This window comes from Microcystis sp. 0824 (genome assembly GCF_003112475.1).
Taxonomy (GTDB): domain Bacteria; phylum Cyanobacteriota; class Cyanobacteriia; order Cyanobacteriales; family Microcystaceae; genus Microcystis; species Microcystis aeruginosa_C.
The window spans coordinates 152,379-175,666 of sequence record NZ_BDSM01000003.1 but is presented as its reverse complement, the minus strand read 5'-3'; the positions used below and the strand labels follow the sequence as shown (position 1 = coordinate 175,666).

At 41.4% G+C, this 23,288-nt stretch carries 21 protein-coding genes and 1 pseudogene; 10 read left to right on the top strand and 12 right to left on the bottom strand.

All coding sequences use genetic code 11. The features are described from left to right. A partial coding sequence (locus tag N0824_RS01465) for a transposase family protein (RefSeq protein ID WP_146184252.1) occupies positions 1-237 on the bottom strand: 237 nt, incomplete at its 3' end. Positions 238-417: 180 nt separating this feature from the next. Here N0824_RS01465 and N0824_RS01460 point away from each other — a divergent pair. The 5 genes and pseudogenes from N0824_RS01460 to N0824_RS01440 form a co-directional block, all read left to right on the top strand. Continuing rightward, on the top strand, positions 418-1,728 hold the full coding sequence (locus N0824_RS01460; protein WP_233256332.1) for a VWA domain-containing protein: 1,311 nt from the start codon (positions 418-420) through the stop codon (positions 1,726-1,728). Between the two features lie 88 nt (positions 1,729-1,816). Next, positions 1,817-2,380: an FHA domain-containing protein gene (locus tag N0824_RS01455; RefSeq protein ID WP_108935420.1), complete on the top strand. Its 564-nt coding sequence runs from the start codon at positions 1,817-1,819 to the stop codon at positions 2,378-2,380. A 64-nt stretch (positions 2,381-2,444) separates the two neighbouring features. Beyond that, the gene (locus N0824_RS01450; protein ID WP_108935419.1) at positions 2,445-2,930 is read left to right on the top strand and encodes a hypothetical protein; all 486 of its coding nucleotides are present in this window, start codon (positions 2,445-2,447) and stop codon (positions 2,928-2,930) included. An 81-nt stretch (positions 2,931-3,011) separates the two neighbouring features. Continuing rightward, positions 3,012-4,103 carry a protein phosphatase 2C domain-containing protein gene (locus N0824_RS01445; protein WP_108935418.1) on the top strand — a complete coding sequence of 364 codons (1,092 nt, stop codon included), beginning with the start codon at positions 3,012-3,014 and terminating at the stop codon, positions 4,101-4,103. Between the two features lie 30 nt (positions 4,104-4,133). Next, positions 4,134-4,505 (top strand): annotated as a pseudogene (locus N0824_RS01440) (WD40 repeat domain-containing protein); the annotation flags it as partial. 180 nt (positions 4,506-4,685) lie between these two features. Here N0824_RS01440 and N0824_RS01435 read toward each other — a convergent pair. The 3 genes from N0824_RS01435 to N0824_RS01425 form a co-directional block, all read right to left on the bottom strand. Beyond that, positions 4,686-5,084: a type II toxin-antitoxin system HigA family antitoxin gene (locus tag N0824_RS01435; protein WP_108935417.1), complete on the bottom strand. Its 399-nt coding sequence runs from the start codon at positions 5,082-5,084 to the stop codon at positions 4,686-4,688. Beyond that, entirely contained in the window at positions 5,068-5,367 is a 300-nt protein-coding gene (locus N0824_RS01430; protein WP_002797368.1) for a type II toxin-antitoxin system HigB family toxin, read from the bottom strand. The genes N0824_RS01435 and N0824_RS01430 overlap by 17 nt, the downstream gene beginning before the upstream one ends. 130 nt (positions 5,368-5,497) lie before the next feature. Continuing rightward, positions 5,498-6,193, bottom strand: a complete 696-nt coding sequence (locus N0824_RS01425; RefSeq protein WP_002767277.1) for a response regulator transcription factor — start codon at positions 6,191-6,193, stop codon at positions 5,498-5,500. 343 nt (positions 6,194-6,536) lie between these two features. Here N0824_RS01425 and N0824_RS01420 point away from each other — a divergent pair, with 343 nt between their 5' ends. Continuing rightward, positions 6,537-8,693, top strand: a complete 2,157-nt coding sequence (locus N0824_RS01420; protein WP_108935416.1) for a putative PEP-binding protein — start codon at positions 6,537-6,539, stop codon at positions 8,691-8,693. A 738-nt stretch (positions 8,694-9,431) separates the two neighbouring features. Here N0824_RS01420 and N0824_RS01405 read toward each other — a convergent pair. Further along, complete coding sequence (locus tag N0824_RS01405; protein WP_108935414.1) at positions 9,432-12,182, bottom strand: glycerol-3-phosphate acyltransferase; 2,751 nt, start codon at positions 12,180-12,182, stop codon at positions 9,432-9,434. A gap of 963 nt (positions 12,183-13,145) precedes the next feature. Between N0824_RS01405 and N0824_RS01400 the strand changes: the two genes are divergently transcribed. After that, positions 13,146-13,979 (top strand): GIY-YIG nuclease family protein, encoded by an 834-nt coding sequence (locus tag N0824_RS01400; RefSeq protein ID WP_108935413.1) that lies wholly within the window; start codon positions 13,146-13,148, stop codon positions 13,977-13,979. A 272-nt stretch (positions 13,980-14,251) separates the two neighbouring features. Here the strand turns inward: N0824_RS01400 and N0824_RS01395 are convergent, their stop codons facing one another. Further along, positions 14,252-14,743 (bottom strand): helix-turn-helix domain-containing protein, encoded by a 492-nt coding sequence (locus N0824_RS01395; RefSeq protein WP_108935412.1) that lies wholly within the window; start codon positions 14,741-14,743, stop codon positions 14,252-14,254. Positions 14,744-14,803: 60 nt separating this feature from the next. Continuing rightward, positions 14,804-15,259: a hypothetical protein gene (locus tag N0824_RS01390; protein WP_233256331.1), complete on the bottom strand. Its 456-nt coding sequence runs from the start codon at positions 15,257-15,259 to the stop codon at positions 14,804-14,806. Positions 15,260-15,461: 202 nt separating this feature from the next. On the opposite strand from N0824_RS01390, the gene N0824_RS01385 reads away from it, so the two are divergent. Further along, positions 15,462-16,466, top strand: coding sequence for a helix-turn-helix domain-containing protein (locus tag N0824_RS01385; protein ID WP_108935411.1), 1,005 nt, complete (start codon positions 15,462-15,464; stop codon positions 16,464-16,466). 164 nt (positions 16,467-16,630) lie between these two features. Here N0824_RS01385 and N0824_RS01380 read toward each other — a convergent pair whose 3' ends face one another. After that, the gene (locus N0824_RS01380) at positions 16,631-17,284 is read right to left on the bottom strand and encodes a HupE/UreJ family protein (protein WP_108935410.1); all 654 of its coding nucleotides are present in this window, start codon (positions 17,282-17,284) and stop codon (positions 16,631-16,633) included. Between the two features lie 14 nt (positions 17,285-17,298). After that, positions 17,299-18,225 carry a class I SAM-dependent methyltransferase gene (locus N0824_RS01375; protein ID WP_108935409.1) on the bottom strand — a complete coding sequence of 309 codons (927 nt, stop codon included), beginning with the start codon at positions 18,223-18,225 and terminating at the stop codon, positions 17,299-17,301. A 321-nt stretch (positions 18,226-18,546) separates the two neighbouring features. Between N0824_RS01375 and N0824_RS01370 the strand changes: the two genes are divergently transcribed. Next, positions 18,547-19,743: a homocysteine biosynthesis protein gene (locus tag N0824_RS01370; RefSeq protein WP_108935408.1), complete on the top strand. Its 1,197-nt coding sequence runs from the start codon at positions 18,547-18,549 to the stop codon at positions 19,741-19,743. On the opposite strand, the gene N0824_RS01365 is transcribed toward N0824_RS01370, so the two are convergent. From N0824_RS01365 to lipB, 3 genes are all read right to left on the bottom strand, one after another. Beyond that, the gene (locus tag N0824_RS01365; protein ID WP_002737992.1) at positions 19,732-19,962 is read right to left on the bottom strand and encodes a hypothetical protein; all 231 of its coding nucleotides are present in this window, start codon (positions 19,960-19,962) and stop codon (positions 19,732-19,734) included. The genes N0824_RS01370 and N0824_RS01365 overlap by 12 nt on opposite strands. A 285-nt stretch (positions 19,963-20,247) precedes the next feature. Next, positions 20,248-21,510 carry a pentapeptide repeat-containing protein gene (locus tag N0824_RS01360; RefSeq protein WP_108935407.1) on the bottom strand — a complete coding sequence of 421 codons (1,263 nt, stop codon included), beginning with the start codon at positions 21,508-21,510 and terminating at the stop codon, positions 20,248-20,250. A gap of 1 nt (position 21,511) precedes the next feature. Next, positions 21,512-22,180 (bottom strand): lipoyl(octanoyl) transferase LipB, encoded by a 669-nt coding sequence (lipB, locus tag N0824_RS01355; protein WP_108935406.1) that lies wholly within the window; start codon positions 22,178-22,180, stop codon positions 21,512-21,514. Positions 22,181-22,653: 473 nt separating this feature from the next. On the opposite strand from lipB, the gene hpf reads away from it, so the two are divergent. Next, positions 22,654-23,253 carry a ribosome hibernation-promoting factor, HPF/YfiA family gene (hpf, locus tag N0824_RS01350; protein ID WP_002780485.1) on the top strand — a complete coding sequence of 200 codons (600 nt, stop codon included), beginning with the start codon at positions 22,654-22,656 and terminating at the stop codon, positions 23,251-23,253. Positions 23,254-23,288 lie beyond the last annotated feature (35 nt).

Genomic DNA, 23,288 nt, shown 5'->3' with positions numbered 1-23,288 from the left:
CGACTCTGAGACTCCCCACTCGCACCCAATGTGAAAATAAGTCCGATATTCCCGCCAGTATTGAATAGCTATTAAAACCTGATCTTCTGGGATTAATCTACAAGGACGACCCAGCTTATTCTTCTTTTTTTCGTATTCTTTAATGATGTTAACAATCAGATAGAAAGTTCGGCGACTCATTCCCGTTAAACGCTTAAATTTCTTTCGACATAACCTATTCGTTTCGGCAAATTTCATACTCTTATTCTGTTTTTTATCTATTAAGGACAGATTTTAAACAGTATCACAAAAAAACTCTTTTATTACGCTGGCAACACTATCTCATTGTGGCGATCGCTGTCTCGTGAGAGTATTGGCAAAAATAAATAACCCTTTATTATATCACGAAAGACTTTTGCAAGAGGTCTACTGTTTATTATGCTGAAGTTGCGACCAACCCAAGAAGTCGCTCAAACCCGTCCTTCTACTACCTTTGTCTTTTTAATTGACACCAGTGGCTCGATGTACGAAATTGTGGCTGGCGATTTTCAACCCACCGGCGAAATCTATAGACAAGATGGGAAGGAATACACGAGAGTGGTGGGCGGCATTGCCAAAATCGACATGGTTATTGAGTCGCTTCGCACCCTGATTAATTCAGGACGCTTCACCCCGGAAGATCGGATTGCTCTGATCCAATTTAACGATCAAGCCTCTACTCTGATTGGCTTAACACCAGTTACCCAAACCCGTCAACTGGAAGATGCGATCGCTAAACTGCGAAATTTTAGCGGTGGAACTTGTATGGGGAGAGGCATGAATCAAGCCCTGGCTCTCCTAGCTAATCAAAGCATGACTAGCCGCCATACCATGATTTTTACCGATGGCGACACCTTTGATGAAGATGATTGCCAAAACTTAGCCCAACAATTTGCCAGTCAAGGGATTTCGATTACGGCCTTGGGTGTGGGCGAGTTTAACGAAAACTTGCTCACAGAGATAAGCGGCAAGACGGGAGGGCATTGCCGTCACATTGTTCCAGGAACGGCTAGTGGTAACGATGTTTCTATTACCGATCTTCCTAACCTCCTACTGGCAGACTATCAGCAAGCCCAGCAAGAAGTGATTAACAATCTTGTCCTCAGCTTAAAAACTGTTCAGGGAGTCAAACTTCTGCGCGTTACCCGTGTTTATCCCGATTTGGCAGAATTTTCCTTAAATCAAGCTCCCTATCCCATTGGTGCCGCCAAAGCAAAGGATGAAACCATCTTTATCTTAGAATTTGCTATCGATAGTCGTCCTAGTTCAAAAATTCGTCTGGCTCAACTGGGCTTGACTTATGACATTCCTGGCTTAAACCGACGGGGGGAATTACTACCGCAGAACGTTGTTGTCCAGTTTGTGCCTGGACAGGGGGGGACAGCGCAGGTCGATCAAGAAGTTATGGGATACGTTCAACAACGCAATATTTCCCAATTAGTTGACGACGCAACCCGCATGGCAGAGAGTAACCCCCAACAAGCTGAAAAACTCCTGGAAACTGCCCGTCGTATCACGGTTCAAATTGGCAATGATGCCATGCTCGAATCTCTCAATGAAGGGATTGAAGAATTACGAAAAACTCGTCAGATTTCCTCTGGAACTCGCAAAACCGTGAAAATGGGATCGAGAGGAAAAACTGTCAAGATGGGCGATGACCTCAACGACGATCTCTCGGAAGAAACTATTCGGAAACTAACCGGTACTTGATCAGACTTCTGGCACCGAGTCAGGCAACAGTAAGATTAATTTCAATCTAATTAATTCCTCTTATATCCCTCAAAAAGGAGAAAAACCAATGGCTATTGTTTGCACGGTTTGTGGCTACGATCAAAACCCCCAGGGAGCAGAATACTGTGATGCTTGTGGTGCAGAATTGACCCCATCGACACCACCTACACCCCCCACACCTGTCATCCCCGATCCCATCCCAGAACCCACACCCAGGCCAATTCCCCAACCGATTGCCGAGACGATAACACTCACACCAGAACCGCTGCCCCAACCGATTACTCCGACGATAACAACAACGGCCCGACTGATTGCCAAGCACCCTAATGCCCCGGTGGCTGAATTTTTCATTGATGGTTTTACCCTGATTGGCATCTTTGACTCGGACACCGGACCGGTGGATGTGGACTTGGAAAAATTCCCCGATAATGAAACCGTTTCCCGCAACCATGCCGAAATTTATCCCGATGGGGGAACTTGGAAAATTAAAGACCTCGGTTCTCTGAATGGGGTTTTTATTAAACCCATCGGTCAAAATCGCTTTAACGCCAGAATAACTGCCCCAACCCCTCTCAGTTCCGGTGATGAGATTGCGATCGCTAAAATTCGCTTTCTTTTCCAAACTCCTTAACATTTCTTGGGGTGGTTAGCCCCACCCCTATTGTGTTCGACTAAAGTTTTAATGGCTGCCTCTCATGACTTCACCATCGACAGAAAACTCCACCCCCCTGCTTATTCAAGAAAAAGAATCTTTTTCTATGGCAGATTACCAGATAGAAATTATCGCCTATCTAGGGTTATTAACCGCAGATGTTTATTACTTCAAAGTCAAGTTTCAACCCATTGCCGATCTCGATGGGGAAAAGGGCGAAACATCTTCTCAATTGGGACTTTTGCGTGTCGGCTCTCTTAATAGTAGTCTCGATCGGGAACTGCAACTGAGAAAAATTCTTCAAAACTACAGCTTGATCGCTCCACTTATCGCTGATATTCAAGTAGATTTAGCTATTATTAATACCCTATCAATCAAGGAAAAATCCCAGGAGGTAGATGAAAAACAAAATGAAGATATTGCCCCTAAACAAATAGTCTCGGAAGATTCTGAATTTGTAAATATTCCTTCAACAAAAGATGATGATTCTGTAGAAAATCAGTCCGCAGAAACAGACTATTTAGAATAAGAATACTACTCAGAAACAGCAATTGAAAACGAGACAAAACCAGAAAAACTTCTTCTGTTAACGCGATTTACTCAAGAAAACTTGACTTTAGAAGCTTGGCTAAAAGCAGAACATTCTCAAGAAGAAGCACTAACGTTAGTGATTCAAGTCTGTCAGTTATTTTCTTATATAGCTAAACAAAACTGGTATTTAATCAACCTGCTTCCCCAGTTTATAGAAATAGACAAACCCCTCAAAATCTTTGACTTAACCTGCGCTTACTCAATTGAAGAAAGCCTGACTTCTGGTGTTATCGGAGATTATTGCGCTCCTGAACTTGCTGCAAGTCGCTCGATCAATGAATCAATGAGCAGTTATACGATCGCTGCTGTATTGTATCAAACTACCCATCAAAAATTACCTCAATCTGACCAGATTATTAGTTTAGAAATTGCTCCGATTCCGCGTCTTTATCAACTGCTGAAAATTGCCTTGTCCTCTCTTCCAGAAGAACGCTTTCCCCTGGCTCAATTTCTCAGCTTATTAATCGAAACTCGCCAGGCACTGCGGAGTCTGAAAGTGCAGTGGAATATTGCCAGTTATTCAACCGTTGGACTTTCAACAGAACGCTTACAGAATGAAGATAACTACGGTGTAAGGCAACAACACCTCAGTAATTCAGAAACCCTTATTTTAGGCGTTGTAGCTGACGGTATGGGGGGAATGGCCCAAGGAGAAGTAGCTAGTCAAATTGCTGTTAAAACTATATTACAAGACTCCCTTCCTCCAGAATTTAAAACAGGAGAACAGCGTAATGAATGGCTACTTAATTTATTTCAAAAAGCCAACATATCTATTGCTGATGCTGTTCGTAATGGCGGAACAACTTTAAGTGTTGCATTAGCGATCAATGATAGCTTAATGATAGCCCATGTGGGAGATAGTCGAATTTATTTAATACGACAAGGAAAAATTCAACAACTAAGTGAAGATCATTCACTGGTAGCTATGTTAGTGGCTAACGGGGAAATAACAGAAGAGGAAAGCTTAACCCATCCAGATAGAAATGTCTTACTCAAATCTATCGGTTCAAAAAAACATTTAAGTGAAGGCTATGTGCAGAATTTAAGTCGCACCACTATAGCGGTGTGCAGTCGTATGAGGTACAGTATCACGAGCTATAAACCATGCTAGGCAAAGCTTGGTCTGTATCTCACTCAAGCGCTTACCGCTATAACTGGTCATTCTGACTCAGTTCAATCAGTAGTATATAGTCCCGATGGCCGCTATTTAGCTAGTGGGAGTGGTGACAAAACTATCCAAATTTGGGAGGTGGCAACGGGAAAACAATTGTGTACTCTTACTGGTCATTCTGAGACAGTTTTATCAGTAGTATATAGTCCCGATGGCCGCTATTTAGCTAGTGGGAGTGGTGACAAAACTATCAAAATTTGGGAAGTAGCAACGGGAAAAGAATTGCGTACCCTTACTGGTCATTCTGAGACAGTTTTATCAGTGGTATATAGTCCCGATGGCCGCTATTTAGCTAGTGGGAGTGGTGACAAAACTATCAAAATTTGGCGGGTGGGACAGTAAACTTGTGTTTGGGGTGACAGCAATAACTTTTGTCTATCAAAAATGAGCGACACTTGCGGGAAACCCAACTGCACCGATGTCTTTAAAAATGTTGGGTTTTGGCTCAAATTATTGAATCGAGCAGTTTTCTCCTAAGCATTAAAGCGCTCAACCCAACCAAAAAGCTAGAGGGGATCGTATCTACATCAACAAACTATAATCTACATGAAAGAAATGTCCTAATAATTTCGCCTGTTCTTGGGTAATTGACCCTTTTCCTTCAATTAAACTAGAGGCAATTTTGTCAGAGCCAAGAATTCTGGCTATGTCTTTCTTATTAACGCCTTGCTGTTCCATCAAAAACAATAACATAGAATGAGGTGTGGTTGATTCCTGTAGATAAAAGCTTTTTTCAAAATTCCCAATTAAAAAAATTAGAAGCTCATAAAGTTCATCTTCTTCGGGAGTTCGCTGCTGACGGTGCATTAATTCTTCCACAATAGCCAAAGCTTTTTCATTTTCTGCCTCTGTTTTAATAACTTTAGGTAAATGGCGAGCTAGTAATTCTTTGTATTTTTCTGGATTAAAAGTAAGGGTCATTTTTCCATTGCTCCTTATCGTATTCAGCGTGAGTTAAAACATACTTGATATAAATTAGCCGCTTCTGATAATCGATACTGGTTATGAGACGATAACTATTACCTTTAATGTTAAAAACAGTAAAGTTACCAACTGCTTCTGCTTTAGGAAATACTGTTTGAACCTCAACTAAATTATACCAAATCGCTTGACTGGCAATTTTATACCAATTCTCCAAAGCTATTCGAGAATCAGCGTGTTTATTCGTAAATTCTCGTAGTCTTCGATAGCTGATGACGTGCATTTATAAAAACAAACATAAATTATCTCTGGGGGTGATTCGCTGCCAAAGTTGGTTTTCCATCGGTAATTCAGTTGCTTGTCATCGTCAGTTATTGACACTCCGGTCCGCTACTTTGTCCTTAGCTGCTATATTAACTGGTTAAACCGTGTTTTAGGGCAAAACGCACCAATTCCGTGCGACTATTAGTACCAGTCTTGCTAAATAAGCGACTGACGTATTTTTCTACGTTTCTGACGCTGGTTTCTAGACGACTGGCAATTTCTTTATTCATCAATCCCTCCGCTACTAAATCTAAAACACTTTGTTCCCGGGGGGTAAGATCAACTTTAATCGGGGGGGGAGTGGTAGTAAAAGTGTTCTGTTGTCCCACCTGCTGTTTTAATTCCCGGATATCTCGGGCAATTTCTTCTAATCTAGCGTTTTCGCTGGTGGCTTGCAAGGATTGACGACGTCGCTCGATTAAAGACTTGATTAATGCTTCTAATTCTTCGGGATCGAAAGGTTTGGATAAATAAGCATCACAACCGGCATTATAACCCTGAATGCGATCGCTCGTCATCCCCCTTGCAGTGAGAAAAACCACGGGAATTGTCTGAAAACGAGCATCTTCGCGCAATTTCTTGAGAAACTGATAGCCATCCACCTGCGGCATCATAATATCGGAGATAACTAATTCCGGAATTTCTTGATTGAGTAAATCCCAGGCTTCGTTAGCATTACTAGCAGTTCTTACCTCGAAGTCATCCCCGTACTGTAGATATGCTTGCACAGATTCACGAACCCCCGGTTCGTCATCCACTAACAAAACTTTCGCAGGTGTGTCCATCAATTTCTCGCAGCGATCGAATATTGTCCGAATCCTATCTTATCAGCTATCAGGAGTCAGTAGTCAGGAGGCGGTCGGCAGGAGATAGGAGATAGGAGACAGGAGATAGGAGTCAGTAGTCAGGAGGCAAAAGGCAGGAGGCAAGGGGCAGCTTTGTTCTTCCCACACCCCACCTCCCCAATTCATAATTCATAATTCATAATTCCCACACCCCACACCCCACACCCCACTTCCCAGATCATCCTCAAGATAGTGACGCTGAGTTAAACTAGCAGATAGAACTAAAAAGTTACAAAAATCACACAATGATTTTATAATCCTTTCACCATTCTTAACAAATCCCGTGACCATTCTTTGCTGGCTCGATCGCATTAGTGCTTCTGATCGCCCCCTGGTGGGGGAAAAAGCTTTTATTGCCAGTGAATTACACCAGCGAGGATACCCAATTATCGGGGGATTTGCCATTTTTAACCGCATTTTTGCGGAATTTTTGGAAACTATCAACAATGCTGACTCGTTTCTGACTGATTTTCCCCAGTCTTCCCTCTATTTAGACGTAGATAACCCAAAAGCTCTGCAATTAGTCGCCAAAGAGAGTCGCCGCGCCATTTTACAAGCGCAAATTCCTCCTCTCTGGTTAGAAGAACTAACGGCGGCCGTGGCACAATTATCCATGGATAGCCTAGTATGGCGCTTTTCCTTACCTGCTCATTTGGCTCGGCGAACTCTCGGTTTATTTTCCGCCCCCATCAGTGGAATTAAAGCAGATAATCTAGAAAATGCCCTAAAACAAGCTTGGGCGGAGTTATTCACCGCCAGAAGTCTATTTTATTGGCGAAAAATGGGAGTTGGGTTAGAAAACATTCAATTATCTTTACTGGTACAACCGTTATTACCAGCCAATTGTGCGGGAAATGTGCTGATTAATGAGGATAACTGGCAAATTCAGGCGGTTTGGGGATTAGGACACAGTTTAGTTAATGGAGAAGTGGCACCGGATACCTATATTATCGATCGCTCCGGTCAATTACGCAGTCGGCAATTAGGCAATAAATCCAGGGCTTATTATCTCAATAGTGACAGTAATCTGCTTGCACCACAATTATTAGCACCCAGTTTACAAGAAAGCTACTGTTTAGATAATTTCGCCCTCGATCGCCTTTGTCAACTGGTTCAATCTCTACTGGCGGAAAAACCCACCCTAACCAGCATAGAATGGCTGATGATGCTGGATGGTCAAATTTATATTCTTAACTGTCACAGTCAGGAAATCACCCCCACTACCTCCAATTATCCCTTAAGAGGATTAGGGGCATCCCCAGGGTTGGCATCGGGAGTGGCAAAAGTGATCAGCAATTTCGACTCCCCAGAGGCAAATTTTCAGGATTGCATTCTGGTTACTACTAATTTACCTCCGAAAAAACTGCCCCATTTACGCCAAATTCGAGCAATGATCACGGAACAGGGGGGATTAACTAGCCATGGAGCCATTTTAGCCCGGGAATTAGCCATTCCTGCCGTTGTCGGGGTGAAAAATGCCACGGAAATTATCCGCTCAGGGGAGATAATTTTGGTAGATGGTACGAGGGGAATTATTTCTCTAGCATCTCAGGAAAAGATTTCCTTACCCCCACCACCACCCAGAGAAACTGACGGGACGGCAATTGCTACCCGTTTGATGGTTAATCTCAGTCAAACTGAAAGTATTGCCAGAATCCAAGAACTGCCTATTGATGGGATCGGTTTATTGCGCTCAGAATGGATGATTTTAGAGTTACTTTCTCAGCGTAATCTAGAAGAATGGTTAACTCCAGAGCATCAAGAAGCATTGATCGAGAGATTAAGTGATTTAATCGCACAATTTGCCCTTAGTATCCAGCCTAAGCCTTTATTTTACCGTTCTTTTGATGCTCAACATTCGGCTAAAGACAGTCGGGGAACCCATGGTTATATATTAGATCCGACTCTATTCGATCTAGAATTGCAAGCTTTACGACGGGTACAAACCACCGGCGCCACCAATATTAATTTACTGCTTCCCTTTGTCCGCGGGGTTGAAGAATTTATTTTCTGCCGGCAACGGGTACAATCGGCTTTACTCACTCAAGTCCCTTCTTTCCAATTGGGGATAATGGTGGAAGTACCGGGGGTAATCTTTCAATTGAGGGATTATGTGCAAGCGGGCGTACAATTGCTCGCTATTGGTACTAATGATTTAACTCAATTACTTTTAGGTAGCGATCGAGAAGATTTCTCAGAATATTTTAACGCCCGTCATCCCGCAGTCAGGGCAGCTTTAAAACAAATTATCACTCAGGCAAAACTTTTACAGATTCCCTGTTCCGTTTGCGGCATGGCTATCGTCCAGTATCCCGAACTTATCGATGATCTGATTGCTTGGGGTGTGACTTCTCTTTCGGTGGATAGGGAAGCAGTTTTAGCCACTAGAGAGGCAATTGTTCGGGCAGAAAGAAGGTTTTTATTGGAAAATAGCAGATAACTTCCGAACTACCCCACTTCCCCACCTCCCCACTTCCCCATCACCCCACTTCCCCAATTCATAATTCATAATTCATAATTCCCACTACCCCACTTCATAACCCATACTTTGTGCTTTTTGTCAAAAAAACTTTTTTTTTGCAATAAAACTACACAAAAAAAAGATCATCGTTGTGGGTGAAATTGACTCATTTACCTGTCTTAATGAGGATTACCTTCTAGGTGTGGCAAGGGTTTCAACCGTTGCTGCCCAAGAAAGCATAGAGTAACCCATTGTGAAATTGTATCAAATCGCTGTAACCGGCATAACATCGTTGTTAAATAACAATCTTTCTCAATTAATTCTTAAGATTTTATAAATATTGCGGAATGTTAATTTAAATATTCTTAAGTGTTTGGGGTTTATAGATAATTTTTGCTTATCTTTGAGCAACATTGGGTTAGGAGACAGGAGACAGGAGTCAGGAGTCAGTCAGGAGAGAGGAGACAGGTTTTGGGGTTTTGGGGGTTTGGGGTTTTGGGGTTTTAGTTCAATTTCCCCACTTCCCCCGCAAAGGATCGACTGAGCTTCGTGTTAGTGAGTCTGTCAAACTACTTAGCTTCGCCGAACGTCCGAACGTCGCGCACGAAGTGGTCTCCCGAATTCATAATTCATAATTCATAATTCATAATTCCCCACTTCCCTGCTCTTCTTAAACAGAATTTAGCATTAGATAGGGAACAGCTTGTCCCCTAATGCCTAGAGAATTTCAATAATTCCTTGAGTGCCATCGAGACGAATTAATTGACCATCTTTTAACAATTTCATGGCATGATGCACATCCATAACCGCCGGAATTCCGTATTCTCTGGCAATAATAGCACCATGGGATAATTGTCCCCCCACCTCGGCAATAATGCCCACAGCCCGGGATAATAAAGGGGACCATCCTGAGTCAGTATAGGGAATAACGAGAATAGTATTAGGGGCAATTTCTAGATTTTGTAAGGTTGGCATAATTTTGACTCGTCCCTCCACTGTCCCCCCACTAGCGGCAATTCCCTGTAAGCGTTTTTTGGCAGTTAAATTTGAAACTAAAAATTCTCTTTTCGGGGGTTGTCCATAAACGATATAGGGAATATCGGTTAATTGAGAGTTTTCTTGGAATTGTTGGCGACGCTGACGGATAATCTGCTTAAGATTGGCGATTTTATTATTCTGACCTAACTGGGTAACTTCTGAGTAGTTTAGATAAAATATATCTCCCGTCTCCGATAATATTTGCTGCTGTAACCAGAGGGTTTCCAAAGCGAGAAAATGCCAGCGTAGGTGAGCCAAAAGACGGGAGTAAATTTCAGTTACCTGGTTTTTGATATTTAATCTTTTTTGGACAGTATGGGAAGATTTAACTTTTTTATGGCTATTATTACCGGGACTATCTAAGGGTAGTTGTAGCAGCTCTTGGGGATTTTCTCGCCATCTCGGTATGGAAATATCGGTTCCTACTTCGCTTAAATAACCGTAGGTTTCTAACCAGAGGGAAAAAGCCTGGTCAAAATCTCGATCGAGCGTATTTTTTCTCAGTTCAGATAGCGATCGCATGGAGGCTATTTCTGGTGCTTGGGAGTTATCCAATTTCTCAAAAGGTACTCGGGAAATACTGCGACGTAAAGCGAAGCTAAGAGGGGCAAGAATACTATAATAGGTAGCCTTTTTTAAGACGGTTAAAATCTCCTCAATTTGCTCTAAAATCTCCCCTGAATATAAAGCTTCTAGGGAAGTAGCGTTAATTTTTTTGAGCGTCGGGATAAAATAGTTTTTTTGATCTTGGCTAAAGTCTTTTTCTAACTGTAATTCCCGTCCTAAAAGTTTTAATAAACCGGGGGAATTAGCCAAGGTTGCCGTTAAAGGTGGTTTGGTAAACTTTGACCCTTTGGTCAGGAATTCTAAGCTTTCTGGAGGTAATCCCATGCGACGGAAAATGGTTCCTAATAAAGAAGCATTAAAATAGGCTCTTTGATAGTGTAAAGTCGCTGTTTCATTGAAGTCCAAATCAATAGCTTTTTTGTCTAAAACTAACTGGAAAATATCTCCCCAAACTCCACAGGTTAAAGGACGATTAATCGACCAAGGCAAAGGACGAATCACTCCGGGGATAACTTCAGCTGCGATTTTTCTTGTCCAAATTGGCTGTAAATTGGTGATAGGACGGCACTGTAATAACCATAATTTTTGTCCGTCATGAGTCCATTCTATATCTTGGGGAATGCCATGATCAAGGGTTTCTAATTGCCGACAAAGATTAGCTACCTGTTGAATAATAGCCCGGGGAATATCTCCCTCTCCGATGATGATATTTTCTTCTAAATTAACTCGATAACTTTCGGGGGTGATTCTTCCCGATACAACTCTGGTGGCATCTCCGGGTAAAGCTTCAATAACCACATCTAAACTGAGAGGATTAATCGGATCACGACTGAAGGCAACTCCCGAAAAAACTCCTCGAATTTGTTCTTGAATTAACACAGCCATGGCTGTGTTTTCTTGACCTCGATCGAGTCGATAATTAACAGCATTAGGATTATTATAGGAGGTTTGGCAACTTAAAATCGCCGCCGCTAAATTTTCTCGATCAACAACGTTAAGAATTGTGGTATATTGTCCCGCAGATGAAGCGGTTTCACTATCTTCTCCAATAGCAGAAGATCGCACGACTAAGGGATGATTGATATCAGGATGAAGAGATTCTATTAACGGTTGTGGATCATCCCCCGGTGGTAAAATCCAACCCCTAGGAATGGGATAACCGGCACGCTTAAGATCGGCTAAAGTCGCGGCCTTTTGTCCCACTTTTGAAGCTGCCAGATTGTCATCAAGAGTTTGGATCGATCGATCTCCACGAAAAAAACGAAACATAGTTTTTGATTCATTGTTAACACTTGCTTCAGGTAAGTCTAAATCGTCGGCGATTTTTTGAAAAATTGCCCCTAATAAACAGGCTAAAGCAATGGCACTTATAATATAACCTGAATCGTGGGGACGGCGCAAGGTGAGAATTAAAGCTAATAAAAATAATCCTACCAATCTACCCGTAGATTTTTCCCGAAAAATAGTAAAGCTAATCCCACTGATAATTGAGGTGAGAAAAACAGCGACAAAATCGTGAACGATTAATCCCCAGAAAACATTAGTAGTTCCCGCACCTTTTCCTAACCAATAGCGCCCCATGACTAAGGCAATTAAAGCTAATAATTCCCAAGGGGAGCCGGTGGGAAAAAAGAAACGGGTTAGGAAAATAACGATAATTCCCTTGGCTGCTTCCGAAATTACCGCCAAAATTCCCACTAATTTACCCCCATGGTAAAAAGCGGCAGTTACACCGATATTACCAGTACCTAATTGGGATAATTTACGTCCAGTTACGAGATAATTTATCCAATCAATCAGAGGCAATCCCCCGATGATAGGACAGACTAAAAAAATAAATAGGGATCCCCAAATTTCTGTCATTATATTTTCTGGCTCTAAAAAATAGTTACTTCTCGGTGGAGTCCTGTCAGGTATCGGGATTAGAATAATTCCGCCCACACTCACTTAAATCTTATATAGTATTTTAGCTCTACCAGCCCACGACATTATTTATTTTAAATTTTACTTTATAAATACTTACAGCCTTTCTCGGACAGATGAGGTATCCTGACAACAGTGATTGCAGCAATTAAGTAAGTAGTTATAATTAAATTGAAGATAGATTTTGCTTCTGATTCCCCCTGCCCCCCTTGATAAGGGGGGTGCCGATCCCCCCTTAATCCCCCCTTATCAAGGGGGGTGATTTGACAACTTTTAACACCTACCTACTTACGCGTGTCTTTCTTGGAGACTGCCTTAAAAGCTTCTTCGAGAGCCTTGTCTAAATCTCGATAATTTTTCGGTTGTAATTTTCCCAAGATAGACTTGACTTTTGGGCAAAAGTTTTCAATAGTTTTCAATCGAGGTAAAGTCGAGAGAGTAAGGATGTAAATAAACTATAGCAATTTCCATAGTTGTGAGGTACAGAGTCTTAGGTTTTGAGGAGTCAGGAGTCAGGAGTTAAGATTTTGGTGTACCTCATGAGATTGGGAAACGCTATATCTTAGACTCCTTCTTCTCCCACAGCTTGACGGACTTCTTCGCTGACATGAATTTTATAACTCACCGTTCGCTCATTTCTGGAACCGAAAATTTGATAAATTGTCTCAAATGCAGTCTAGCAAACGCATTGAGCGTTCTACTCGAATATTTATTAATACAAAAAGACCATTTTGAGGTTAAGGAATCGCCACTGTTCTGCTTACCTTATTCGCTAAAAAGCATACAGGATAAAAGTTATAGCAATTTTAAAACCCTTGCCTTAAAAAATTAAGCGAATAATGAGTTATAATTGATAGCAATTACAGAAAATTATTATCTTGGAAATAAAATAAGACTAGGTTTATGCTGCTCGATCCTTTGGCAATGTCTTCAGTAGAACTAGATAATTTAAATCAACTTCCTGATTGTTCTGCCATATATTTTGCTATCGATTCTCAAAATAGAATTCTTTATATTCGTCAAGCAGTCAATCTTTTAACTCGCTGGAAAAATCACCATCGTATATATCAATTACAAGAAATTAATCAAGATTATCCTGTAAGAATAGCTTGGCAAGTTTGCAATAATGAAGAATTAAATGAAATTGAACTATATCTAATTAAACATTTTCAACCTTTGCTAAATAGAACAAAAGTTAAATCTCCACAAATTGTACCATCAGAGTTAGTCTTCCAAAATTTTCTCAGGGAATTTTCTCGACGATTAATCATTATTGGGTTTAAACCACAAACTTCTCAAGAGCTACCACATATTCATTTGAAATATGACTGGACAGATTGTTCTCCGAAAGGGACAGCCGCAAAGATTAAAAATTTTATTCAAGAAAATAATCATATAAATACAAGTTTTAAGATTAGAAGAAAACCTTGGGGAAGAATCAGGGGTCCAGAAGATTTTCAAATAGGCAGTCGCGCACAAAAAGCCCTAGCTCGTCAGAATCGTTCCTATAATAATCATTGGGAAATGGCTTGTAATGGAGTAATAATCCATATCACCCCTACCAATAATTATAAACAGATTAAATCAATAACAAATTTTCAAAAACTTGCTGGGGTAAAAATGAGAACAATCCCAGAACATGATTTTAAGAGAATGTCTAATCAATATCCTTATGATTTTGCGGATTTATCGTGCTTTGTCGATGATTTAGTTCCGTTACTTTGGATTGAAGGGTAATCTTGAATGGGTGCATCTCAATTTTGTAGAAATATCTATAGCGTTTCCTGTTCGCAAGAGGTACCTCAGGGTGAGAGCATCTCAATAGCTTTTGAGATGCTCTCACCCTGCTTAATTGATTAGTTCGTTCTAGAACGACAACAATTGAGAAAAATCGCCGAATGCCTTTTTATGTAAGAATTTCATCCCTTAAAACTCCCGCCATGGCATCACACAAACCGAAGAACCAGAAATTGAGCTTAATTCTTCTTTTGCTATTTTTAAATATTCCGCTAGTTTCTGTTTAAATTCTCTTCTTTTTTCAAGTTTTTCTCGATCTTCTCAACTAGATTTTGCCTAAATATAGACTCTTTTTTTAAAATGTTCATGACTTGAGAACTACTTAACTTGATTCCTGTCTGTTCTGTTAGATAAGTGGCTAATCTTTTGGCTGTCCAACGACTAAATTCATACCCCATTTCATGAGGATTTTTGTCAATTGTCTCTAACAATATTTTGATATACTCGTCCGTGGCTTTTCGATAATTACCCGCCATTCTCTTGTCTTTTAAACTATCTAAATTATCCGCATCTCCATGAATACACCAATAGGATACTGTGCGCAGTGAACACCCAATGAGTTGAGAGATTTGGACTTGAGTTTTTCCGTCATTTAACAACAATAGTATCAAAACTCTTTCTCGAATATAGGCATTTTTTTCTTCTTTCAATGCCTTTTGTAATTTTTCTTTTTGCTCGGAATTTAAGTGATTAGGGGCTGGCATGGCTATTAATATTTGACTAGGTTACTATTTCTATTGTACGCTATTTAAATTTTGAACAGCTTAACATAGTTTTCCCTGATAGATGTAGAAACTATGTCCACCAAAACATCCACCCTGCGCCATCAGAACACCTTGTAAGTCCCCTTTAGCTTTGGAGAAATCAATAGTTGCTTCGATGGCATAAAAACGAGTGCTAATGTTAGGAACAACAGCTTCGGAAATTTCTGATTCTCCTGGATAATAGATATAGCTATCGGAAATTTCCAATCCCCCTGGATAATTTGTCGGGGGAACGGTGAACGTAGCGATTTCCCTGGCAACAGCTTCGGAAATTTCTGATTCTCCTGGATAATAGATATAGCTATCGGAAATTTCCAATCCCCCTGGATAATAGGTATAGGTAAATGTGTTATATTGTGGGTCATCAGAAAATGCCGGGGGACGTATTTGAGGAATTTCTGCACCTAATACCCCAGACCCAGAGCAATCTTTAAATGGCATATATTTTTCAGTCATCGAAATCTCCTTAGTAATTGATAACGGAAAAAAGTGAGAGATTTAACTGGAATTACACTGATGGACAAAATTAACAGATCAACTCTGCTGTAACTCATACTACTCAGTCTTTTATGCTAAGATGATCCAAAAAACGCAAGTTTTTAAATTGATGGGCAAAAAAATTTTTAATTTTACTCAATAACCAAATAGTTATATACAGATGTTTATTTTTGACAATAAAACCGATATTTTAATTAATTCTCAGGAATTAACCTTTAAAAGTGAATATTTTTGTAACTTTTCTCATTATTTTCAGAATCGAGAATTTGTCAACTTAGATGCTTTACAACTCAGTGGCGATAATTTTGAAGGGTATCTTTCAAGGATCATCATCGATGAAGTGATGTTAGAATTATCGCAACGTAATTGTTTAACGAATGTTGCGGGAGTAGTCCATTCTAAAATGTGGGTTTTTGCGATTCCTGTTCAGGTGAATTCTGTCTTCTTCCAAAATTTGTATCCATTAGAAAATAACTATCTGGGGATTATACCCCCTAAATCAGAAATTTCCGTTTTTCAGCATCCTTTTTCTAATCGTTTTCAGCTTTACGTTCATGATAATTATCTGCAACAATTGTGCCAAACTTTAGAGCTACCAGAAGCCAAAAAGTTTTTAAATTCTTCCGCTTCTTCTATTGTGATTTGCCCATCGGAAAAAATTCGTCATCTCCAACAATCTTGTCATCAACTTTATCAAATGCTATTTAATTTAGATCGTCAACAAATATCTGGGAAAAGAAAAGCATTAAGATTGAATTTTGTCAGTCAAAAATTAAAAGAAGAAATTGTCAAAGATTTTCTTTTGACTTTAGCATTAACCAAGGATATTAAAACCCCTAAAAACGCTATCAGACGCACCTCTATCCTCAAAAAAGCCGAAGAAATGATGAGAAAAAATCTGCGTTCTGATCTGACTATTCCAGCGATTTGTCAAGACTTAGAAGTAAGTCAACGCACCTTAGAATATATATTTAAAGACTTCTATCAAATGTCTCCTTACAATTATTTTAAATTGCTTCGTCTTAATGCTTTACATCAATCTCTTAACCAAAATAATCAGACAAAATTAGTTTATGAAATTGCCGAAGAATTAGGTTTTTTTCACCGAGGATATCTGGCCTCTGATTATAAAAAACTGTTTGGTTACTTCCCCTCTGAAACCTAAAAAAATAGTAGGGGTAGGAATTAGGATTATTGTTAGATTTATCTGGCTTATTTTTGATTTAGCGGCTCTCCCGCACTTGTTTGGCAGGGGCGTATATTGTACGCCCTTTCTTCGATCTCATAACCTCAAGAGAGCCATTAATAATTAGCCCCATCGAGATTAATTTACTTAATTCCCACTAAAAAAGTTGTACCGATCGCCATAATTGCCAATCCGATTAACTTGCTAATTAGAGTTGCTTGCTTGGCTAATTTTTCCTTGATGACACTGCCAAGGAAAAAAGCCCCAGATGCGATCGCTAATTGGATCACGGTAAAACCGATTAAATAGGCAACTAAAGCGGCAACTCGCGCCCCGATAATTGATTCTCCGTAGGCATAACCGTGGAAAATTCCCGCAATCATTGCCAGAGTTGCCAGAGCGATCGTATAGAGATTAGAAGGATTTTGTAAACCTTTTTTTAGGGTTAAAATCACACCAAAAATCACCACAGAAAGGGCAACAATCCCTTCAGGAAAAAGTAAATTTATTCCCTGTAAATGAATCCCCGTCCCGATTAAAGTGGCAATCGCAAAAGCGATCGGAATTAATAAACCCTGTTCCATCCCCACAGCAATTAAACCACTAGCCACCACAAAAGCTAAATGATCTAAACCGATAACCGGGTGAGCTAAACCCGATAAAAATCCGTTCAAAAAATTATCAGGAGTTTCCCCTGCCATGGCATGATGGGCAAGGGTTTTGCTGGCAAAAATTAACAGGAATAGGGGGACAATAGTTAATATCCTTGTCCAGCTTTGACGAAAAATTATCTTCATTGATTACCTCAAAATTATGATTCGGAAACCCGCGCAACAATCGCCCGGTGTCGGGGACTGGTGGAGGTAATGATCGGTGCTTGAAACCCCGCTTCAACTAATGCCCGTTCGATATCGAGAGTAAAATATTGATCGAGATAGGGTTCGGTACTCTTGAGTAAGGTTAGGACATAAGGGGGCATTTTTCGATAAATTTCCGAGCGCGGATTCATATCCATCAGCGTCAAATAACCTCCCGATCGCAATAAACGACGCGCTTCGGCGAAAATTTCTCTAGTAGCCTGTTGGGGTAGTTCGTGGAACATTAAAAACGAAGATACCAGATCGTAGGACTGACCGGGTAATTGAGTTTTTTCTGCCGCCGCGTGTTGCCATTGAATCGTCTTTTGTTTTTGTTGAGCTTGGTATTGGGCAACGGCTAAATAGTAGGGAGAGAGATCTAACCCAGTTACCCGCGCTTGCGGATAAGTATCTTGCAGCGCAAAGCTACTCATGCCGACACTACAGCCTAAATCGACAATATCGTTAATTTCTGCCTTGATTTGCTCCTTTAATATCCGGTGATATTCCCGTCGCAATCGCGGGTCGCCGTCCATCCCCGCCCCGGGCCAGATGGTAGAATGGACAGCATAGGCGGCAGATTCTACCTCAAAAGCTGGCAACCAGTCTAAATTGCCCTTTTCGTAAGCGTGGAAAGAACAAACGTAGTATTCGGGATAGACGAGATCGGGATTTTCTACCGCTTGCAGTTCCCAACTCCAATCCCGTTGCTGCCATTGTTTGACGGTTTCTCGCCAAGGTACGCCTAGTTTTTCGGCTCTTTTAATCATCATATTGCGGGCCTGATAGCGAGCGATGTCAAAAAGCGGTTTTATGCCGAGAATACGGTTAACTAGACCAGAAACAGGATTAAAGGAGGCCGGAACGGGTGTAACTGTCATAGAAAAGCTTCGATCGTAAATTTTCCCTTTTTTATCTTATAACAGTGATCAGTCATCAGTAATCAGTAATCAGTGAAAAGACAGCACTGTTATGGCCATTTAATACTGCTCAGTTAATACCACTCACTGAAAACTCACATCTAATAACTGTTGACTGATAACAGCAAAAAGCTCCCTAACCCCCATCTTGCCAATTTTTAAGTAGGTAGGTGTTGAAAACTTTCAGATGCCCCCCTTATTAAGGGGGGATTAAGGGGGGATCGGCACCCCCCTTATTAAGGGGGAATCCATCTTCAATTTAATTATAACCAGCTACTTATTATGAGAACAATCGCTGAAATCAACGACAAAATTGCTAAAAAAACTGCTGTAGTCTGGACAGTAGAGGAATTAAAAAGTCGCGTTACCGAGATGGGAATTAAGGAGGTTTTTTCCCAAGTAGATGTGGTTTGTACGGGAACCTTTGAACCGATGGAATCTTCGGGGGCAATTATTAATTTAGGTCAGACAGATCCGCCGATAAAAATTCGTCAATGTTGGTTAGATGGGATTCCTGCTTATGCCGGTTTTGGGGCGGTGGATTTATACTTAGGAGCCAGTGCTATTAGTGATCTAGCGGCCAAAAATGAGAATTTAGAGGGAGAAAATACCGAGAGAGGTGGCGGACATATTATTGAGGATTTAATCGCTGGAAAATCGCTGCAATTGCGTGCTGTGGGCCAGGCCACCGATTGTTATCCTCGTGCTTCTTTTGAAACGATTATTTCTAAGGAGACTATCAATCAATTTTATCTTTTTAATCCTCGCAATCTCTACCAGAATTTTATCGTCGGAGTCAATGGGGGAGAGCGGACTTTATATACTTATTTAGGACCACTACAGCCGCGATTAGGTAATGCAGTTTATTCTAACCCCGGGGCAATTTCTCCCCTGTTAAATGACCCCGATTTAGAGGCTATCGGCATCGGTACGCGCATTTTTTTGGGAGGAGGAATCGGTTATATTGCCTGGGAAGGAACCCAACATTTTCCCCTGCAAAAACGCCTACAAAATCGCACTCCCATTGGCCCCGCTTCCACCTTAGCCTTAATTGGTGATGCTAAACAAATGAATGCTCGCTGGGTGCGGGGTTGTTATTTCAAAAATTATGGGGCTTCTTTAATGTTAGGGGTAGCAGTACCGATTCCAATTTTAAACGAGGAAATCGTTCGACATTGTGCCGTAAAAGATGAGGAAATTGTCGCTCCAGTGGTGGATTTTTCGATTCCCCGGCGAGTCCGTCCTACCTTTGGTTTAATCACCTACGCTAAACTAAAAAGCGGTCGGATTATGATCGAGGGAAAAAGTGTGAGGGTGGCTCCTTTGGCCAGTATTTCCCTGTCCCGGGAAGCCGCTTTAGAATTAAAAGCACTGATCGAATCGGGAGAATTTACCCTCACAGAACCCGTGGCAAAAATTAATCTAGAGCGGACTTTTATTCCCCAGGATCGTTGGGGCGGAAAATTATCAATTGAGTGAGGAGTTAAGGGATTGCGTGCAGGCGGCACAACTACAATTAAGATGACGTAAAATCGGATTTTCTTCCCCGGTTGTCTTGGCGATAATCATGTCACCTAAGTTCTCGGTATTGAAACTAGGATGAAAGGACTCTGGGGCAGCTTGTACGGAGTTAGTGGTAACTAATAGGGTTAATAAACTAGCGGAAGCAGTGGCAAGAATAACTACTTTTTGATTCATAAATTTGTGGGAATTATTGGCCATGAATACCACTGATTATAACACTGCCCTTGCCGATGAGGAGATATTCTAATTAGGGTTTGCTGAAAAAGCTTTTCCTGGGGGCAGGGTGTGGGGTGTGGGGTGTGGGGTTTTACTGGTTTTGAGGTGGCCAATTACCTAATTTTCAGGGAAAAAGTGCCTAAATTTTCTCCCCGATCACTCCCAGGCCCGGAACTTTTTGATTTCAAAAAAGCCTAAAGATATTATCCAACAAGGTTTTTAGATTTATTCAGCAAACCCTAATTATCGTCCCAAAAGATTGCCAATATCAGCACATCCCCCCGGAATGGTTGCGCGGGACTTTTCCCCACACCAACGACAACAATAGTGACGTTGTTCCTCGCTCATGTTTTTCACCCCGGTAAAATTGACATTTTCTACCACTGCTCCCGTGTGTTCTCCGCTGTCATAATTGGGGGGAACAGTACGACTGCGGGGGGTAGCATTTTCTAGGGAACCATAAAATAAACGCATCCCCTTGATATCGGCCCCTCTTAAATTAGCTTCGTAGAGAATTGTCCGCGATACATTTGCTTTTACCAAATCGCTATAACTTAAATCGGCCCGCACCATATTCGCTTCGCTTAAATCCGTCCAGCGCAAATCCTGCCCAGAAATGTCGGCCCCCGCTAACATTACTCCCAATTGTACTACTCTTGTACCGAACTCTCGATCCTCCGCATAACCCCCTTCCCCGTCTAGAATCGGTCGGCCCAGATAACGATCGCGTTTAATCGGTGATAATAGCCGCGATTGACTCAAAAAACGCAGTATTTTCGCTTTCCCAGAGGCATCGACACTGCTGAGGATAGAAGCGGTGCGACCTTCTGCGATCGCTCTTTCCTGGGGCCAATCTTCTAAAAATCCCTCCTCATCCAAGGCTAGATCGGAAATCCCCTGAAAATAGGAATCGATCGTCTGTTGTTGGGTAATGCGATTTTGCTGTATGGTTAAATCCTTAGAAATAACGTACTGTTCCCAGGCCACATAGACAGCTAACACAGCAATCATAATCTGTCCCAAGGCCCCCACCCACTCGGCCCAGGAACCGAACTCATCGTATTTAAAACTGTCTAACCATCGCAATATGCGCTCGTAAACTCCTAAATATTTCCCTAATCCGGCCAGAGCAGCTATAAAAACGATAAAAGCGAAAACCGTCTGACGTTCAGAGGGGGTGAGATAATGGGCGATCCACTGGCGAATAGAGGGTAAAATCACCTGTAAAGATATTAATATCGCTACTATCGCCCCAGAAAAGCCTAACCAGTCCCAGCTAAAGACGAGGCCGATAGTCATCACCATCAGGGGGGCCAACAGTAACCCCGCGTTACCCGGCCGAAGATCTTTTAATAGTAGGATGCGCTGACGCAGAGGATTACGCGAAGATAAAGAGGAGACGTATTCGGAGGCATCGGGGGCTGATAAACTGGCTTTACCGTTATTTTCGGGGTTATCGGCCCTATTTTCTGATGCGAGTTTTTCTGGGTCTTTGCGATCGCTCATATTAATCCTTGTCAAGAGAAAATAATTCCACACCGAAAACTGAGGCGAAAACCCTCGATAAATCTTGCTGTACTTGCATAAGACTAATATTAGGCAGAAACTGCTGTAAACTGCCCACGGGTTTATTAGTAATCCCACAGGGAATAATTTCGGCAAAACCGCTTAAATCCGGACAAACATTAATGGCAAAACCATGATAGGTAATCCAACGACTAACTTTAATACCGATCGCCGCTATTTTATACCCTTCTACCCATACCCCCGTCAGGCCCGCGATTCTTTCCCCCGACAATCCATAAATAGCGATAGTTTGCAGGATGACTTCTTCTAATTGTCGCAAATACCAGTGTAAATCCTGCTGATAATAGCGCAAATTGAGGATCGGATAGCCCACTAACTGCCCCGGACAGTGATAGGTGACTTCGCCTCCTCGCTCGATTCGATGCACTTCTTTGTCGGTTTTGTCAAGATTAAATTTAATAAACTTAATATCTGAACCGGTACCGAGGGTGTAAACGGGGGGATGTTCCAGCAGCAGCAGCACATCGGGTAAGTCGGGATCGGCAATTCTCGCCGACACCAGCGATCGCTGGTGCGCCCAAGCGAGAGAATAGGGAGTGATTGCCTGAATTTTCAGCCCACAGAGACGAGGTATTTTTTGAGCATTCATTGCGAGATTTGTCAAAATATTTAAGAAATGTAAAAGAGCGCAAAGGAAGATTAAAAGAAGGGAAGATATATATGTCGGGGAGAATACTAAGTGCTAATCTAAGGATATCCCATCTATTCGGATGTTAACCGTCCCACAGGAGAAACAATCACCGGATTCCCTTGCTGGCGGCCAAAATCGGTTTCTTTAAATAAAAGTTAACAGAACTTCGCACTTCTGTTAAGAGAAGCTTTGCAGAAACTTGTTAGAATAGAGGTAGATAAATCCAGTTGCAAATAGGCGCTCGACCCGATGAATTTTCCGCGCGATCCGACAAAAAAAAGAGAAAGAGAACACCGACAATATCTAGACTGTGACCTCTAACAACAGCGTGATCGAGCAGATTTTTGAGGATTAAATTCCTAGCATCAACATCCCTTAAAAATAGTTGATGTGGACGGTCTATAGCAAAATTTTTAGATGGAGTAGTGAGTATGAAGCTATTGATTCAGGGCAATAATATCGCTGTCACCGAACCTATTCATGATTATGTGGAACAAAAGCTGGAGAAAGCGGTGAAACATTTTAACGGCATAACCACAAAAGTCGATGTTCACCTCTCCGTGGAAAAGAATGCACGCATTCCTGATCGCCACAAAGCGGAAGTAACGGTTTATGCTAATGGAACAGTGATTCGCGCTCAAGAAGGAAGCGAAAATTTATACGCGAGTATTGATTTAGTTTCTGATAAAATCGCTCGTCAACTCCGCAAGTATAAAGAAAGACTGGTGGATCATCGCACCCACGCTACCGTTAAAACTAGCGAGGTGGTGCAAGAGAAACCCTTAGATGATAACCTAATCGGCGATCGCACTCCCGAATTACCTGCGGAAGTAGTGCGGATGAAATACTTTGCTATGCCACCGATGACTATTGAGGAAGCACTAACACAATTGCAATTAGTCGATCACGATTTCTTTATGTTCTGCAACAAAGACACTAACGAAATCAACGTTATCTATCAACGCAATCACGGCGGTTTTGGTGTTATTCAACCCCGTCCCGTCAACCTAAATGGCAAAGAATCCAATTAACAGTTAGCGACTACAAATAAAACTAAAGACTGGAG